At 49.2% G+C, this 15,016-nt stretch carries 14 protein-coding genes; 11 read left to right on the top strand and 3 right to left on the bottom strand.

Features of this window, described 5'->3' with window-relative positions:
* The first annotated feature begins 17 nt into the window (after nt 1-17).
* The 3 genes from ACZ50P_RS13515 to ACZ50P_RS13505 are packed head-to-tail and all read left to right on the top strand — an operon-like array spanning nt 18 to nt 3,821.
* Nucleotides 18-1,193, top strand: coding sequence for a hypothetical protein (locus tag ACZ50P_RS13515; protein WP_374000549.1), 1,176 nt, complete (start codon nt 18-20; stop codon nt 1,191-1,193).
* Nucleotides 1,190-2,602 (top strand): vWA domain-containing protein, encoded by a 1,413-nt coding sequence (locus ACZ50P_RS13510; protein WP_464131732.1) that lies wholly within the window; start codon nt 1,190-1,192, stop codon nt 2,600-2,602. The genes ACZ50P_RS13515 and ACZ50P_RS13510 overlap by 4 nt, the downstream gene beginning before the upstream one ends.
* The gene (locus ACZ50P_RS13505) at nt 2,595-3,821 is read left to right on the top strand and encodes a hypothetical protein (RefSeq protein ID WP_464131730.1); all 1,227 of its coding nucleotides are present in this window, start codon (nt 2,595-2,597) and stop codon (nt 3,819-3,821) included. The genes ACZ50P_RS13510 and ACZ50P_RS13505 overlap by 8 nt, the downstream gene beginning before the upstream one ends.
* On the opposite strand, the gene ACZ50P_RS13500 is transcribed toward ACZ50P_RS13505, so the two are convergent.
* Complete coding sequence (locus ACZ50P_RS13500) at nt 3,822-4,259, bottom strand: hypothetical protein (protein WP_464131728.1); 438 nt, start codon at nt 4,257-4,259, stop codon at nt 3,822-3,824.
* A gap of 157 nt (nt 4,260-4,416) precedes the next feature.
* On the opposite strand from ACZ50P_RS13500, the gene ACZ50P_RS13495 reads away from it, so the two are divergent.
* Together ACZ50P_RS13495 and ACZ50P_RS13490 are read left to right on the top strand one after the other, a co-directional pair.
* A complete protein-coding gene (locus ACZ50P_RS13495) occupies nt 4,417-5,226 on the top strand; it encodes a motility protein A (RefSeq protein ID WP_464118203.1) in 810 nt (269 codons plus the stop codon).
* Nucleotide 5,227: 1 nt separating this feature from the next.
* Nucleotides 5,228-6,187: an OmpA/MotB family protein gene (locus ACZ50P_RS13490; protein WP_464118202.1), complete on the top strand. Its 960-nt coding sequence runs from the start codon at nt 5,228-5,230 to the stop codon at nt 6,185-6,187.
* Here ACZ50P_RS13490 and ACZ50P_RS13485 read toward each other — a convergent pair whose 3' ends face one another.
* A complete protein-coding gene (locus ACZ50P_RS13485; protein WP_464118201.1) occupies nt 6,188-6,712 on the bottom strand; it encodes a hypothetical protein in 525 nt (174 codons plus the stop codon).
* 168 nt (nt 6,713-6,880) lie between these two features.
* Between ACZ50P_RS13485 and ACZ50P_RS13480 the strand changes: the two genes are divergently transcribed.
* The 4 genes from ACZ50P_RS13480 to ACZ50P_RS13465 are packed head-to-tail and all read left to right on the top strand — an operon-like array spanning nt 6,881 to nt 11,068.
* Nucleotides 6,881-7,780 carry a tetratricopeptide repeat protein gene (locus ACZ50P_RS13480; RefSeq protein WP_464118200.1) on the top strand — a complete coding sequence of 300 codons (900 nt, stop codon included), beginning with the start codon at nt 6,881-6,883 and terminating at the stop codon, nt 7,778-7,780.
* Nucleotides 7,780-8,364 carry a hypothetical protein gene (locus tag ACZ50P_RS13475; RefSeq protein ID WP_464118199.1) on the top strand — a complete coding sequence of 195 codons (585 nt, stop codon included), beginning with the start codon at nt 7,780-7,782 and terminating at the stop codon, nt 8,362-8,364. Before ACZ50P_RS13480 ends, ACZ50P_RS13475 begins: the two co-directional genes overlap by 1 nt.
* The gene (locus tag ACZ50P_RS13470) at nt 8,364-9,338 is read left to right on the top strand and encodes a hypothetical protein (RefSeq protein WP_464131726.1); all 975 of its coding nucleotides are present in this window, start codon (nt 8,364-8,366) and stop codon (nt 9,336-9,338) included. The genes ACZ50P_RS13475 and ACZ50P_RS13470 overlap by 1 nt, the downstream gene beginning before the upstream one ends.
* Nucleotides 9,335-11,068, top strand: coding sequence for a FliG C-terminal domain-containing protein (locus tag ACZ50P_RS13465; protein ID WP_464118197.1), 1,734 nt, complete (start codon nt 9,335-9,337; stop codon nt 11,066-11,068). The genes ACZ50P_RS13470 and ACZ50P_RS13465 overlap by 4 nt, the downstream gene beginning before the upstream one ends.
* Here ACZ50P_RS13465 and ACZ50P_RS13460 read toward each other — a convergent pair.
* Complete coding sequence (locus ACZ50P_RS13460; RefSeq protein ID WP_464131724.1) at nt 11,055-12,809, bottom strand: SpoIIE family protein phosphatase; 1,755 nt, start codon at nt 12,807-12,809, stop codon at nt 11,055-11,057. The genes ACZ50P_RS13465 and ACZ50P_RS13460 overlap by 14 nt on opposite strands.
* 130 nt (nt 12,810-12,939) lie before the next feature.
* On the opposite strand from ACZ50P_RS13460, the gene ACZ50P_RS13455 reads away from it, so the two are divergent.
* Together ACZ50P_RS13455 and ACZ50P_RS13450 are read left to right on the top strand one after the other, a co-directional pair.
* Nucleotides 12,940-13,314: a hypothetical protein gene (locus ACZ50P_RS13455; protein ID WP_464131722.1), complete on the top strand. Its 375-nt coding sequence runs from the start codon at nt 12,940-12,942 to the stop codon at nt 13,312-13,314.
* A 3-nt stretch (nt 13,315-13,317) separates the two neighbouring features.
* Nucleotides 13,318-14,781 carry a hypothetical protein gene (locus ACZ50P_RS13450; RefSeq protein WP_464131721.1) on the top strand — a complete coding sequence of 488 codons (1,464 nt, stop codon included), beginning with the start codon at nt 13,318-13,320 and terminating at the stop codon, nt 14,779-14,781.
* Nucleotides 14,782-15,016: the final 235 nt, after the last annotated feature.

The raw sequence follows: 15,016 nt of genomic DNA, 5'->3' as shown, positions 1-15,016 counted from the left end.
CCTCATAGACTTTAAGGGTGAGGCCTTTCTTCTTTTTTCTGAGTATTTTCTTATTCCTGAATGCGGCTTATGCCAGCATCATCAATACGGATATCATCCGTCGAAACTCTGTTCCTGTTGTCAGCGTCAACGACGATGTTGTCATGGTCAAACAATCACCTTTGATTCGCGTGGGGGATCTGGTGGTGATCGCGCGTATTGTTCAGGATGACATCGAGGTCATCGCACGCGGATCGGTTGAAAATGTTCAAAACGGCTTGCTGCTGATTCTTTTAGATTCAAAAACAATCACGAAGTTTCCCAAGGCCCGTGACAGGGTGGTCAGTCTGGCTCGCTTGCAGGAAAAAAAATATGAAGAGCCTCCCGTGCCACCTCCGGGAGATCTGATTCCGGATGAACCCGATTCCTATGAACCCGGTTATGCCCAGCTTGATTTTGGCCCTTACAAAGGAAAGTTTGAAAGTGGTTCTCCGAATCAGGCCAATCAGTACAAGATCTTTGAGTTTGATTTCATGAACACCCATCTGATGTGGTACTTCGATTTTCTCTGGCGAATTGGGATCGAATATCAAACTTCGGGTGGCTCGGTGCCTTTGCGATCTTACAATCGTGAAGAAAAGCCCACAAAGTATCAGGAAACCACACTGGCCATTCATTACCGTCTTCTGCCGATTTGGAAAGAGTTGCGTCCGACCTTCAAGCTGGTCAGTCGATCGACTAAATTTACCACTGAAAATGATGATGAATATGTTCTGAGCAGCACAGCGACAGGGACCGGCCTGGGGGTAAACCTGCACTATTTGTTCGGGGACAATAGATTTAAGTCGAATCGTACATTTGACTGGAGCTTCAACAGACTTTATTTCGACCTAACTTATTTTCCTATGTATTCGGCCAAAGACGAGGGTGTGACACGCGGGGAAAGTTCTACGGGCTCAGCGATGGAGCTGGCGGTGGGGGCAACAACGTTGGTGCATTTGGGGTTTGTGCCTTTCTTTAAAAGATTTTCGATCGATATCAGTATGGGGATGAGCGAAAGCCAGGTTGCCTTCTCGGGGGCACCGACGAACTCCCCGGATGGATTCTATTCCATACCCGAAGGTGGCACTTACAAAGAAACGCAGAACTTCGTTAAAATCATGATTGGCCTTCGTATGGAAGATTTCGTTGGAAAGATGTTGAAACCGCGATGAAAAAGATTTTATTCACAGGCCTGCTTCTTTGGGCCGGCCTTGGCGTTGCACAGACTGCTGAAGATAGTCCTTCGGTGCCGTTGGGAATGACCCAACTGCAGGCGACGGATCTTCTGGATAATATGGACTTTGACCCTGCGAAGGTTCCGGTCAGTCCCGAGGGGATTGCGACGGCAGAAAATCTTCCGGTGGAAGCTATTCCTTTGGTGGAATACATCATCGACAGTTCCGGCTCCATGGGGCAGTTGATGGGTCCCAAGAAAACCAAGATCTATGTTCTAAAAAAGCTTCTTTCTCGCTATCTGATGTCCCAGTGGACTGAAAAGACCAACAGTGGGCTTCGCGTGATCGGTTCCCGTCGTAAAAAGGACTGCAAAGATAACTATATTGCTATCCAGCCGGGACAGTCGAAACTGGGTGCGATCGAGGGGATTGTTAAAAGTTTCGAGCCGGTGGGCATGACACCGATTGGGGCGGCCTTGAAGGACGCTTACAAGGATCTGGAAGGCTATAAAGGACCTAAACGGGTGGTGCTTTTCACCGACGGAGAGGAAACCTGTGGTCAGGATCCTTGTAAGATTGCGGCAGAGCTTGCCGGTAAAGATGTGGATTTGAAGTTCTTTGTGGTGGCTTTCGGGTTGCAGAATCAGCCGGATGTTTTGGACAAGTTGGCCTGCATCGGAGAGATGAGTCAGGCCGATGACGAAGAAAAGCTCGAGGATCTTTTGCAGGATCTGGATAAGAAGCTCAATCCAGGGAAAAATCTTTTCGTCAGCAGTCCACAACCCAATGCGACTGTCTTTTTGTTCCGTGCAGATTCACCTGGCGAGATCTATAGAAAGTTTCACGCCTCAACAGGAATTCAGGTTCCTCCGGGGAAGTATCTGGCCATTGTAAATATCAAACCCAAGTATAAGTTTGCCGAATTCGTGATTCCACCGGATAAGAAAGTGACTTTGAAAGTCCAAGGCAGCGGCTTCTTTCAGGCAAACTTTATTGAAAAGCTGATGAAGATTGAACTTTTGGATATCAACCGCAAGGTGGTTAAAAGATTCACCAGCGATGTCCGCACGCCACTACCTACCGGAAAGTGGGCCTTGCGACTGTATCGTGATCCGTTCTTCGAAAAGACCATTGAAAATTACCTGATTGTGCCCAACGGCGAGTACACCTATGATATTCAAGAGGCGGGGGCTGTCGTGGTGGAAGATCCCAAAGTGCGTGGAATATATGTCTATGATGGACGTTTTGCCCTGCTGGGAAATCACCTGACCAATGTTCCATTTGTCTTGGGTAAGGGTGTTTACGAAATCAGAGTCGATGAGAAATGCGTCTTTAAGGATGTGATCATGGGTTCGAACTCCGGCCTGGTGAAGCTGGATTGCAGCAAGGTGAAAAAGAATGAATAGCAAAAGCAACAGGTCGATTCCCTTTTTCGTCAAAGTGCCTCTGATTCTGGCGGCTGTGATTTCTGTGGGACTGCTTGCCGTGATCTTTTTAGAGGAACATAAATCCCGAGGGGATCTTCCGCTGTGCACGACGACCCAATCCGGGAAGTTTGCAAACACAGCCATGGTTGTCGGGCTGGATAGATTTTCGGATGGAGAATACCGCGCTGTCAGCTTGAACCCGAAAGGGGACTCCTGGGTTCTGAATAAGCTGACTTTTAAGTCGGATTTCGCACCACATTTAGAGCCACAATCCACCACGGCCAACGCGATGTATGCGTTTGAGGAAGTAAAATATCAAATCGTGAATTCCTCGGGGGACATGGCTTTTCTTAGGTCCTCGACGGGAAGAACCTTGCCCATTCGCTTTGACAGTGAAAGGGTCGAGATGTTGAATCAACTGGGTATCTGCGGCAATCAGTGGTCGGCAGAGGTGCACTTTCTTCGTCTGAACCAACGGACCTTTGTTTCTTTGGAACCTTCCGGTCGATTGGGTTTTTACGACAGCCGCAGCTGGCAGAACGTGATTCCTCGTGAAGCCCCGCGCTCACCAGACACGTTGATGGGGGTTGAGGCGGGAAATACACTCAGTGTTCTGGCTTGCGGTCAGGCTTATTCCAACAGCAAAGCGCGTGTGCGAATTATACCGGGGATGCTGGCGTTTTCCTCTGGAGAAACCAATGACTTTGCTGTCTATAAGGTGGCCTCTGAAAAACTCAGCCTGGAATCTCAGCGTATGTCTTTGAGTGTCGCCACCAATCCTTTTGCGGATTTTGTGCTGGCTCCCTATGATCAGATAGGTTTTAAAACCAGTTCTTGGTTAGAGCGCGATGAAAAATGGGATTTCTATCCGCTTCGCTATTTGCAGGGGGCTGCGGCCACACCAGTTTCTGTCGGTGAGCCTCTGGAAACGCGTGAAGAGTATCGTGTGATTGGGGAATCAGAACCGCAGGCAGTATGGTTCGCCGAACGCCGTCGCCCTTATAATCTGTTGAAAGAATATGGGTTGACCGTGGCAGCACCGGCCGGAGAAGCCAAAAAGTATGTCCTGAAGGATGAAACGGCAATCAGTGCAGTGACGGATCGGGGATTGTGGACGGTTCTTCCTGGGGGGCGTCACTTGTTTATCCAGAATAAGAAAGACACTGTCGACTATTCTGTCGTTCAGTGCCCTCTGTAACTAAAGGAAATCCACGTTGGTCTGATAGCTTTGACGTTCAACGTATTGGCTGGCAGGTTCGCGCGCGGCAGGCACTTCCCAGTAAGCGGGCTGGCTTGGAGTTTCTTTTTTCGCGGCGGGGGTGCTTTCTCCGCGCACCACTTTTTGGGCCAGGTAAGTCAGCTGTGTTTTTGCCACATGCAGTTCGTGACGAATGTTCTTTTCTGATTCCAGGGCGCGGTTCCAAAGGACATAGATGCCCTGAACCTCATTACGGGCATCAGCCAGTTCTTTTTGGGTGGCAACCAGACGTTCGCCCAGAAGATTCTTTTCTTGATTGGCCTTATCCAGTGCAGATTGCAGCTTGGTATTTTTTTGCATCTTAAAATATTCAAGCCCTATCAAAATTCCTTCGACTGCAAAGATAAGTAGGCAGACCCCAATAAGAAGGTTTGTCATTTTCACTCCCTGTTCCATTTCATTATATAGAATTGCGGAACAAGTAATTTAGGCTTAACTGCGGAACACGCCAAAATCTAAGCCTTGGTACAGTTAGGGGGGCTGAAATATACGCCGAAAGGTGCAAGGTAAGGATTTACCTTTTTTCGGAGGAACTATGAACTTAGCGGGGCTTTTAGGTATTTTGGCTGCAGTGGGAATTGCAGCGTTCTCCATCTTGGATGCGGCAAAGAACCCGAAAGTGTTTGCAGACGTGCACGGAATTGTCCTAGTCATTGGCGGAACTCTGACTGTTGCGCTGATGAGCTTTAACTTTAAAAGCTTGTGGACGGCGCTAAAAATCGTCACTCGTAAAATGTTGGGCCGTGAAAGGGTTGACTACCTGGGAACGATTGCGACCATTGTCGATATCTCTGAAGCCTACCGCCGTGATCCAAAATCGGTTCAGGCCATGATCAAGCCGGACACGCATCCATTCATTAAGGACGGTGTGCAGTTGCTGGTGGAATATGGTTTTAGCTATGACGAATTGGCTGATGTCCTGACAAACTCTTTACGTGGTAAGAAAAAACGCGATGAAGAGGAAATCAAAGTATGGCACACGATCTCCCGCTTCCCACCAGCCTTCGGTCTTTTGGGTGCGACGCTGGGGATGATCTCTTTGTTGCAAACATTGGGTGAGCCTGGAGCTCAGGATCGCATCGGTCCTGCGATGGCAACGGCCCTGGTGGCGACTTTCTACGGTCTGGTTGTGGCCAATCTGGTTTTGATTCCGATTTCTGAAAAATTGCAGACGGTTTCCAAGGCGGACGTGACTTTGCGTGAAATCATTAAAGAGGGCATTCTTTTGGTTCACGAAAAGAAGCATCCATTGTTCATCAAGGAATATTTGAAGTCCTTCCTGTCTCCAGCGCAAAGAAGCGATGATGCGGCGGGATCTGCGGGTACTGTGAAGAAGGCGGCTTAATATGGGTGAACGCAAACAGCGCAGCCGAGTGCATCTGGAGGAGCATGAGCATGAAATGGCTCATGACGAATCCAACTGGCTTGTCAGTTATGCTGACATGATGACTCTGTTGTTTGGTTTCTTCGTTCTGATGTATTCAATGACCCGTTTTGACAATACCAAGTTTGATCTGGTTCGTAAGGAAGTGGCAAAGTACTTTGGTGGTAACATCAAGGAAGTCAGTGCCGTTCTGATGGCCGAGCAAAAAATTGTCAATATCCTTAAAGGCTCCGGCGAAATGAACGGTGTCGAAATCATCCGCGATGGAGATAACACCTTGCTTTTGAAGTTCGACGGCGAAGTGCTCTTTGACTCTGGTGCCGTGGAAGTGAAAGAGGCGGCCAAGCCTAATCTGCGTAAAGTGGTCAGCGCTCTGCGCTCTATCGAAGGGATCAATAAGATTGCCGTGGAAGGTCATACAGATGGTGATTCCATGAGCAGCGCGGGACTGGTGAAGTCCAACTGGGAGCTGTCGTCTTTGCGGGCGGGTTCCGTGGTTCGTTACTTTGAAGAAAGTGGTGTGGATTCTGATCTTTTATCCGCGGTCGGTTATGGTTCCTCCAAACCGCTGGCGCCTGAAAAGGACAAGGCGGGGCTGGTTCTTCCGGCGAATAAAGCTCTGAACCGCCGTGTGGTGGTGGCCGTGACGTTGGATGATGCGGAAGCGGCGTACAAGCTGCAGCAAAAGCAGTTCTCCAAACAGCTGACCAAAGAGGAAATCGAACACCAGAAGAAAGAAGCTGATCTGCAGGCGAAAATGAAGCTGGCCCAGGTTCGGTTCGAGGAAGCTCAGAAGCGCCACAAAGAGCAGATGGAGCAGCGTCGTAAGGAACAACAGTTAGAAAAGTTGCAGCGTAAAATCGAGGATCTTGAGAACAAGGCTCAGAAGTATGAGTCAGAACTCACACCTCCTGCGCAGTAACTAGTAATAGGAAGTGGTGAAGGAGATTCCGATTCCGAATCCGGAATAGCTCAACTTCTCTTCACCACTGCTGGAGCTGGCATCGCGGGTGCCCAGCTCTACGGCAATAAGAGCGTTAGGGCGAATAGGGTATTCGTAACCCACACCAAGACTCATTTCATACAATAAAGCACTAAACGAGAATCCATCTCCTGCATTGGGGGTGGATTCTTTCTTATTCAGGTTGAAGTTCACTGGAGTAAAGCTGGCAAACGTGAAGAAGCCCGGTTTGGACTTCTGGATCAAGGTCTCGTCCGGTGTGTTTTCATACGATGCCGGAAGACCCTTCAGATAGTAATAACCTGTGACACCGATTCCTGAAATCGGTGTAAATCCGTAGTTGCTGGCGAAATCAAGAATATAATGGATTCCCATACGAGAGTTGATGGAAGGGAAGTTCCACAGAACCATCGGTTGCAGAGTCAGCATTGAGCCCAAAGCCTCATCTTTAACCTGTTCACCGGCCGAAGCTGTCGTACTGAACATGGAGAGCTTCGTCCGAATTACCGGCGCTTGGAATTCCGCACTTGCAACGTGAGGAACAGTTAGAAATAGGACTAAGGTTATGAAGTATTTCATAGTGTTGTTAATTACGAGCTTTGCCGAGAAAATGTAGGAAGTCAACTGACCCCGAATCTAGGATGGATGGTGGTAATGAAAATCTTGAAAACAAGGCAACTTGTGCTGTTGTCTTTATCTGTAACACCAGTATTGCTGTCTTCATGTGCTGGTAAGTACTCAATCAAATCCTATCCCAATGGAGCAAAAGTCTATATCAAGGACGTGCAAAGCCAGGAGAAGAAGCTTCTGGGGATTGCTCCATTGCAGGTCAAAGAGGAATCCAAGCTCGGTGACGTTTTCTTCCTGATTTTCGAGAAGCAAAATTACCGCACCAAAGAGGTGATGGTAAAGGTCAACGAAGGGGAAAGTTTGTCGGTGGCCACTCGACTGGATCCATTGTCTGACGAGGAAAAGAAAGCCGAAGAACTGGCGCAGAATGATGATCAGAAAAAGAATGATCAGCAAAAACCAAAGCCAGAAGACAAGGATAAAAAGCCGGAAGACAAAAAAATGGAAGAGCTGCTGGCGGAAATGCAGGAGCTTAAGCTTCGTGTGGCATTGCTGGAAAACACATCCTCCTTCTATAAAGATGCTTTGTTCTCGCCACGCCTTTCTGGTGGGATGCCCTCCACGGAGCGTGACCGCACGGATCGTGTGGTCGGCCATGTGTTCCAAGGTCAACAGTTGATCGTAAAAGGACAGTACGAAAAGGCTTTGGCGGAAATCGACAAAGCTTTGCAGCTGGATGAATATTCAAATAACGCATGGTTGTTGAAAGGGTCCGTCAAGTATCTGCAAAAAGACTTTGAAGGTGCGAAGATCGCCTGGGAAAGATGTTTGAAGATCGATCCTTACAACAAAGTGGCTTATCAGTATCTGTCTGATGTCTATCAGCGCTTGGGTATGGCGCCACTGCCTAAGACAGGAGCCGAGATGAGATATCCGGCATCTAATATCGAAATTGAGAAAAGAAATAATAGCAGGGTTCGCTGATGAAGATTCTGGGTGTCGTTCTTTCTTTAATGCTTGCTTTGCCTGCACAGGCCTATCTGTCGTCTGATTGGGACGTCAGTTTGGGGGCAAGTTCCCTGAAGTATCAGATGCCAAGTCGAGAGATTGACGAGACCGTTGAGTCTTCCACGACCCTGGAAGTAAATTACTCCATCAATAACCCGTCTCTGAACACGGCCATGACCTTATCCTTTATGGAAATGGCGGGTGGGGGTGGAAAGCAGCTGCCGTTCACGCGCATGGCAATTGGCGGCCGCTATTATATGTTTGGTGTGAATGGAATGCGCATGATCGTGGACAGCTCCTCTGAAGCCAAAGTCTGGCGGCCCACGCCGTTTATTGCGGCGAATCTGGGGTTGAGCAATCTGTCTGTGGACAACTTGAATGCTTCATTGATTGATCTGAGCTTGCGGGGTGGGGTGGAAATCCCGGTGATGTCCGATCTGCTTTTGATCGGGCAGGTTGCAATGGGCATGAGTCTGACGGCTCCCTCCGCCGAAGACGAAGATATCAAATATAACTTTATGACTTTATATGCGGGCCTCCGCTTTGTGGGGTTTGACTAATGGCAAAAACCAACACCAATAAAAAAATACTTATCGGGGCAGCGTCTCTTGTCGTTGGCGCGGGTGCCATCTTTGGATTTTACACCGTCTTTAAAGGCACCGGTGGATCCGTGCTCTCCAAGCAGCGCTCCAATCAGTCCAACTTTCAAGAGCTAAAACGAGCCCAGGCTTTGGCTGTGAACACGCACTTGTCCTCCAAGACAGGACAGGCGTGGAAGAATCACAACTTTGCTGACCTGCTGGCGGGTTTTGGAGAATCCAAGACAGCAAAAGAAAACAAGGAGTTTTTCCAGGCAAGCATCTTTGTCTTGGATGTGGCTCCTCCGGCATTTAAACTTGAAGAAAAGCAGGATGTTGAAAAGTTACAAAGTCAGATTGTGAAGTTCCTGACCCAGGATGCGCAAGTTGTTGGGGATGCGGCGCAAACACACAGCTATGCAGCGAAGACTCTCGTGAAGCTGGGCACGCCCTCGGCAGCTGATTTGAAGCAACTGGAAAGCTTCTATAAGAAAACCAAAGATGCCCGCAAGGAAATCATAGCGGATGTGTTGATTCAGACTGAACCTTTAAGCAGCGAAGGCAAGGCTCTTCTAAGCAAACAATTACTGTCCAAGTCAGAGGTGACTCAAGGCATGTTCTTACTGGCGCGGGTGCGTGATGGTGAGGCACGCAAAGAATTGTTTAATAGGGTTTATAAAAACTACGCAAGTTATCCTGCAGAGGTGAAACCGTTTGTGTACAAGCAGTTGGCTTTGAATCACGGTTTGATTCAGGGAGACCTGAAGAAACACCTGGCGGCAGCGGCTCAAAGCAAGGATGAAAAGTGGGAAGACACGTTCCTTGTGGCAGTTCAGGAGCTGGACTGTGTAAGTGAGTTTAAAGAGGATATTCGAAGAATTCAAAGTCAGTCACAACATCCGCATTTGCAGATGTTGGCCGGGGCGATTCTCGCGAAAGATAAAGGGATAAAATGATGAAGCGTTGGTCGGTACTTTTCGCATTGTTGATGTTTTCTCAGGCGTCCTGGGCCCAGTATATTGAAGAAATGGGCTCTTTGGAGAATGTGTATGAGGCGCGGGCTCGTTCAGTTCTGAATACTATTTTGCGCCCGACAGATTACACTCTTGTTGTCGCCATTGAGCTGGATCATGATGAAAAGAAACTGAAAGAGTTCCACGACGAAATGGATGTGCAGTACCTTCCGGGCATGCCGTTGATGGGTGATGTGCCGACGTTGGGTAAAGCCACAAACAAACTTCATGAAATGAAGTCCAAGACAGATATTTCGGTGGTGTTGTCTCGTAATGTGACCCCGGAAACGGAAAAGGTCATCAAGGACCTTCTGACTTCCAAGCTTCATCTGGATGCGACGGCGGGGGACAGTGTGACTGTCAAACGCATTGAACTGCCTGCGGACCCACCAAAAGGGGAGCCCAAGCCCGATACGTTGCCTGAGCTGACCTGGAAAATGTGGGCTTTGATTGTTATTCTGTCTTTGTTGGCACTGTCCGGTTTGATGTTCTGGGCGTGGAGACGCGGCCGTGCGCAGGAACCGCGCAAAGAACTTAAAGAAAATCACGATTATAAGCACACAGAGAAAGATCAGGAAAAAGAGCCGGAAGTTGCTGCTCAAGCCGCTCCGACCCCGGCACCGGTGCCTGAGGTCGCTGCAGAACCTGAATTCAATATGGATGCAGTAAAGCAGCATGTGCTGGCGATTGCGGCCCAATATCCTCAGATGACTTCTCGGGCCGTGACGGAATACACCTTGAACGATTCTGCCGACAACGCTTCCGTTTTGATGGAATTCCTGGGCTGGGATGTTTCCAAGCGTGTCTTTACAGAGGTCCCGGCGATGGCCTGGGCTCGTTTGGGTAAAGCAGTGAAAGAGCGCGCCAATCCGCCAACTAAAGCTCAGACAGAACAGGCGATTCGCGATGTCTATAAGGCAATTTTGGCTGCTTATGTTGAGCACGAAATGTCCACGGATGAAAGCAACCCGTTCTCGTTCGTTTTAAAAATGCGTGAGGAAGAGCGTCAGCAAATTCTGGACAAGGAGACCCCTTCCAACATCGCGGTTCTGTGCTTGCATTCCCCTCCGGAAGTGACGGCGGGTATTGTGGGGACATTGGATGCGGAAAAACGTGTACGTGTTCTTGCAGAGATTTCTCGTGTTGAAAAGCTTCCACACAATGTCGTGCAATCCGTGGTGGGTTCCTTCAATCAAAGACTGACGGAACTTAGAATGCGCCCTGAACCAAAAGTGGAAGGGGCGACTGTCCTGGCGAAAGTGATCCGTGGCATGTCCGCCGAAGAGGAGATGGATTTGCTGGCACTTTTTGCTAATGACAACCCTGAAGAGCTGGAACGTCTTCGCCAGGTGATTCTGACCTTTGACGATCTGAAGTTGGTGCCATCGGATATTCTTTCAGAAGTCCTGGGGGCCTACGAAGTGGATGCGTTGTATGCAGCGCTGTTCAAAACACACTCCGCTTTCTATAACAGAATTCTTTCCACGATCCCTGAGCGTAAAGCCATGATCGTTGAAAGAGATCTGGGTGACATGGTTCAGATCCCGTCCCGAAAGAAAACAGCGGAAATCCGTCGAGACATCTGTCTGCAGGTGGAAAAGGTGATGTACAGCAGATCCCTGCGTATCGGGGATCTGGTCAACGGCAACGTTCGCGTTGTTAAGTCGGTTTAACGTAGAGCCCGATGAACGTTATGTCGTCGGGCTGTTCCTGAGCCTCAATGTGCTCCACAATCTGTTTTTGCATAATATCATGAAGACTTCGGGCGGCTCCACGATTGGTGCTGTCCACAGCAGTTTTGATCACGGCTCGTTCACCGTAAGCCGTTCCTTCCTTGTTGACCGCATCAATCAGGCCATCTGTATAAGCAAAGAATGCACTTCCTGGTTGCAGGGGAACTGTGACTGTCGAAAAGACGGATTCCTTGGTTTCACCCAGGCGTTTTGAATTCGCATCCGTCAGGAAGACCAGGTCATTTTTCTTCAGCTTTTTACCTTCCGCAGGCAAGGGGCAGATCAAAGGGAAATCATGGCTGGCATTGGAATAGGTCAGGGTGTGGTTGGTCTGATCATACAGCGCAGCGAAAGCCGTCATCATTTTTTCACCTTTGGCCAGATCGCACAGAACCTGATTCATCATGCTAAGAACTTTTGCCGGATCCCAGATGTTTTCAGCCATCGACAAAGACAGGACAGAACGGGCGGCAGAGGTGATTAAAGCCGCCGGAACACCGTGCCCGGTGGCGTCGCCGATAAAGACAAAGAGTTTTTCACCATCGTTAAAGTGAAACCACAGATCTCCACCGCATTCGGTGGCAGGTTGATAGAAGCCTTTGAGTGTGTACCGATCTGTATCAGCTTTGCTCTTCGGAAGCAGAGTTGTTTGAACCTCTTTGGCGGTTTCCAGCTCGGCTTCCATGCGCGCCTTTTCCTCGGTTTGACGGAGCAAGCCCTGGATCTTTTCCAGCATGGAGTTAAAGACCTTGGCCATGCGTCCCACTTCGTCGGAGGACTTCAAATGAATCGGCTTGGACTGCCCTGTAGAGGCAAACAGGGACATTCCCCCCGCCAGAACAGAGATACTTTGAGTCAGAGAATCAACGCTGACAAAGGTGGCGATCAAACCCAGAGCAATGATGAGGGCCGAGGCCATCAATGTCTTATTCATGGTCTGCTTCAGAACAGAATAGATCTGGGCTTTGTCGAAGGCCTGAAACATGTAGGTTTGAATCTGGGGCAGATAAGAATAAGAAACCAGGTATTCACGATGGCCCAGTTCCACTTCACGCACACCACTGCTTTGATCCTTTAAGAAGGCCATAAAGGCCTGCTTTGCCATTTCCGGATTTTGCAGACCTGCAGGTGATTTCCATTGCGATCGGCCCGGACTCCAAAGCCCCAGGGCTCCTTTTTGGCTGGCAAGTTTCAACCCCTCGAACTTGAGGTCGCCGTAAATGAGCAACTCCCCTTTGCGGAAATAAACAATCAATGAGTCCGGACGATCCAGATTCAGGTCAGTTTGCAGTTTCCCTTCAGGCAAGGCTTGCAGGTAGCGCAATTGCGCCGGAGGAAGGCTGGTCGCTGTTTCGGCCAGGGAATCCATAAATTGGGTGGTACCTTCCACCTGGCGATAGACCTGGATATTTCCCCATTTTTGTTGCGTGGCGACCGTCTTGATCTGATTGGAGAAAACGGCGCCATCAAAAAAGAGCAGGGCGGTTTGCACCCGCTCCATCACCTTGTCAGAACCTTTGGTGATTTCATCAGTGGCATTCTGGATTCTTTCCATTGCCGAAGAATATAAATAGGAGCGCTTGTCATCCAGGAAAGAGGATCGATTGATCCAGAAGATCGTGGCAGAGGACAGCAGCAGAAGCAAAGATGTAATAACTAAGAACTTAATCTTGATCGACATGGCCTTTTCGTATCGGCTGTTTCCAGGTCAGAGTTAGCTGGACCATGGTCGAAGAATGCAAAGCTACGATCAAAGTCCAGGCCTGCTTTTCTGTGCAGCAATTGCTCCTGTTCTTATTTAAAATGAAAATATGAAGTATCTCGTAGTTGTCTCAGTCCTGTTCTTCGCATCTATATCTATGGCGGATGAAATCGTCTTTGATCGAACCACCAACGTGGGGGTGCGGCAGCGTGATGTCTTGCGTTTCGAAAAGGGTCATTACTATTTTGACGGTAAGGATCTGGGAAGAAAACTTCCGCCCATGGTTCAAGGAGCCTGGAAAGAGATTGAAACAGGCCCGACCGAGCGTCAACCGGCCTCTTGCTTTGCTGGCAATTATGTCTATTCCAAATCCATTTCCGGTTCCAAGAAAAAGATCGTTCGGAAAGGTTGTACTTTCGGCCCTGAATTTGGTCGTTTGATGCAGAACCTTGAGGATCTGCGTAGCTATGCGCGGAGTTTATAAACTATGATAAAATTTTTGACCTTGGCGGCAATGTCGTTGTCTGTTTGTGCGGCTCAGGCCCAAAATGTCTCAGGAGAGGCCCTTTTGCAACGGCTGTCCCAGGTGCGTACGGCCTTGAAAGCGTCTGCGGGGGCATCGGTGGCTTGTGAAACACCTCAGTCTGCAAGCTGTGACTTTGCAGGTTATTGCGGTAAATTGGCGGAAAAGGCCGGTGATTTTTATCTGTATCGGGATAAAGAGGGTCGCACGATTCCCAATACGCAACTGATCGGGGCCTTAAGCATTGCCGAGTTCTGCGCCAAGAATCCGTTCCCACAGTCTGTGGTTCAGGATCCCTTTGTGTTCGTGGATCAATTTCTGTCTGAAGAAAAGGCCGGAGGAAAAGAACAGTTCCAAAAAAACCGGGCCGCATTGAAAGCCGCCGAACAGCGTGTGGAAAAAGTCTTCACCGACATGAAAACACGGGTGATCCGCATGTTGGAATCCAAGCGCACGGCAGAAAACTCGGCGGCCATTGATAATATGATCGGGCGCATTCGCACGGTGAAATACAAGCCCGCCAACACCAACGGCAACTATGGTGATCTGGCCATGCAGGGATGTGTTGGTCCTAACGGCTATTACAGTCCGGATGAACATGCCATCACCGTGTGTCCACAGTCCATGAATATGCCGGAGGCTTCTCTGTTTTCCTTGATGGCCCACGAAATCGGCCATGCCTTTGATCCCTGCACAATGACGATGGGACGCAGTCAGGAAGGATTGATAGAACCCGACTGGATAGAAGGTCGGCGTGCGGCAGGAAAAGAGGTCTTTGCCCCCGTGTTTATGGAGAAGAACCCCTTTAAATCCGTCGTGGCCTGTCTGCAGTCGCCAAGCTCTTTGAATGTTAAAATTCCTTCGATGAAGAATTTGCTCTCAAACGTCGACAAGTTTGAACAGGATTTGAAAAATGAGATGTCTGAAATGGAGGACCTGCAGGGTGAAGGCGAGGAGGCTCCTGCTCGCGATGCCACCATGGCTCGGTTTGAGGATGAGCGACAAAGAATCCGAGACAATTATGACAAGTTCAAATACTGCTCGATGCTGACCAACTCCGGCCATATCGGAGAGGCGTTTTCCGACTGGATTGCGGCAGAGGCGCTTGCCTCCAAAATCAAGGAGATTCCTGAAGCGGGCAAAAGACAAGAGTTTGCCTTTGCTTCGCAGGCGCATTTTTATGGCACCGGCTGTTCGAATATTCTGGAATCCAGTTTAAACAAGATTAACAGCGCCACTCAGGGGGCGTGTCCGGAACTTCAGGAATTTATGAAACATCAGGCTTCGGGGGGCCGACATAACGATCCTTATCATGTCGACTCACACCCAGCAACGGGCCAGCGTGTTGACCGCATCTATTATGCAAAGCCCGAATTGCGTGAGGCCCTGGGATGTAAGGGTGGCAATCACGGGCAGGCTTGTAAGTAGTGTGGCAAGCTGTGTTGAATTGTTAGGATTCTGTCAGGGGTCTTGACGGAACTCTGTCGTGGTCGCTAGCGTTGATGGCCATGACACCTGAAATGTTAACCAAACATTCGATGCCACTGGGAGCCCCACCCTCGGGAGAGAAAACCCGATTCGGCACCCGCTGTGTGTCTGCAAACCCGAAGTGTCAGCTAAAAAAATCAAATATTAATATCAATAAAAACGGCGTCCCAGTGAC

It is taken from the genome of Bdellovibrio sp. CKG001, assembly GCF_055397465.1.
The sequence above is the reverse complement of the archived record's forward strand: the minus strand, read 5'-3'. Positions and strand labels throughout refer to the sequence as shown.

Bases quoted from the DNA above. Each gene is read 5' to 3' on its own strand.
- ACZ50P_RS13510 (WP_464131732.1), top strand. From the start codon at position 1,190: ATGAAAAAGATTTTATTCACAGGCCTGCTTCTTTGGGCCGGCCTTGGC.
- ACZ50P_RS13505 (WP_464131730.1), top strand. From the start codon at position 2,595: ATGAATAGCAAAAGCAACAGGTCGATTCCCTTTTTCGTCAAAGTGCCT.
- ACZ50P_RS13500 (WP_464131728.1), bottom strand. From the start codon at position 4,259: ATGACAAACCTTCTTATTGGGGTCTGCCTACTTATCTTTGCAGTCGAA.
- ACZ50P_RS13495 (WP_464118203.1), top strand. From the start codon at position 4,417: ATGAACTTAGCGGGGCTTTTAGGTATTTTGGCTGCAGTGGGAATTGCA.
- ACZ50P_RS13490 (WP_464118202.1), top strand. From the start codon at position 5,228: ATGGGTGAACGCAAACAGCGCAGCCGAGTGCATCTGGAGGAGCATGAG.
- ACZ50P_RS13485 (WP_464118201.1), bottom strand. From the start codon at position 6,712: ATGTTCAGTACGACAGCTTCGGCCGGTGAACAGGTTAAAGATGAGGCT.
- ACZ50P_RS13480 (WP_464118200.1), top strand. From the start codon at position 6,881: ATGAAAATCTTGAAAACAAGGCAACTTGTGCTGTTGTCTTTATCTGTA.
- ACZ50P_RS13475 (WP_464118199.1), top strand. From the start codon at position 7,780: ATGAAGATTCTGGGTGTCGTTCTTTCTTTAATGCTTGCTTTGCCTGCA.
- ACZ50P_RS13470 (WP_464131726.1), top strand. From the start codon at position 8,364: ATGGCAAAAACCAACACCAATAAAAAAATACTTATCGGGGCAGCGTCT.
- ACZ50P_RS13465 (WP_464118197.1), top strand. From the start codon at position 9,335: ATGATGAAGCGTTGGTCGGTACTTTTCGCATTGTTGATGTTTTCTCAG.
- ACZ50P_RS13460 (WP_464131724.1), bottom strand. From the start codon at position 12,809: ATGTCGATCAAGATTAAGTTCTTAGTTATTACATCTTTGCTTCTGCTG.
- ACZ50P_RS13455 (WP_464131722.1), top strand. From the start codon at position 12,940: ATGAAGTATCTCGTAGTTGTCTCAGTCCTGTTCTTCGCATCTATATCT.
- ACZ50P_RS13450 (WP_464131721.1), top strand. From the start codon at position 13,318: ATGATAAAATTTTTGACCTTGGCGGCAATGTCGTTGTCTGTTTGTGCG.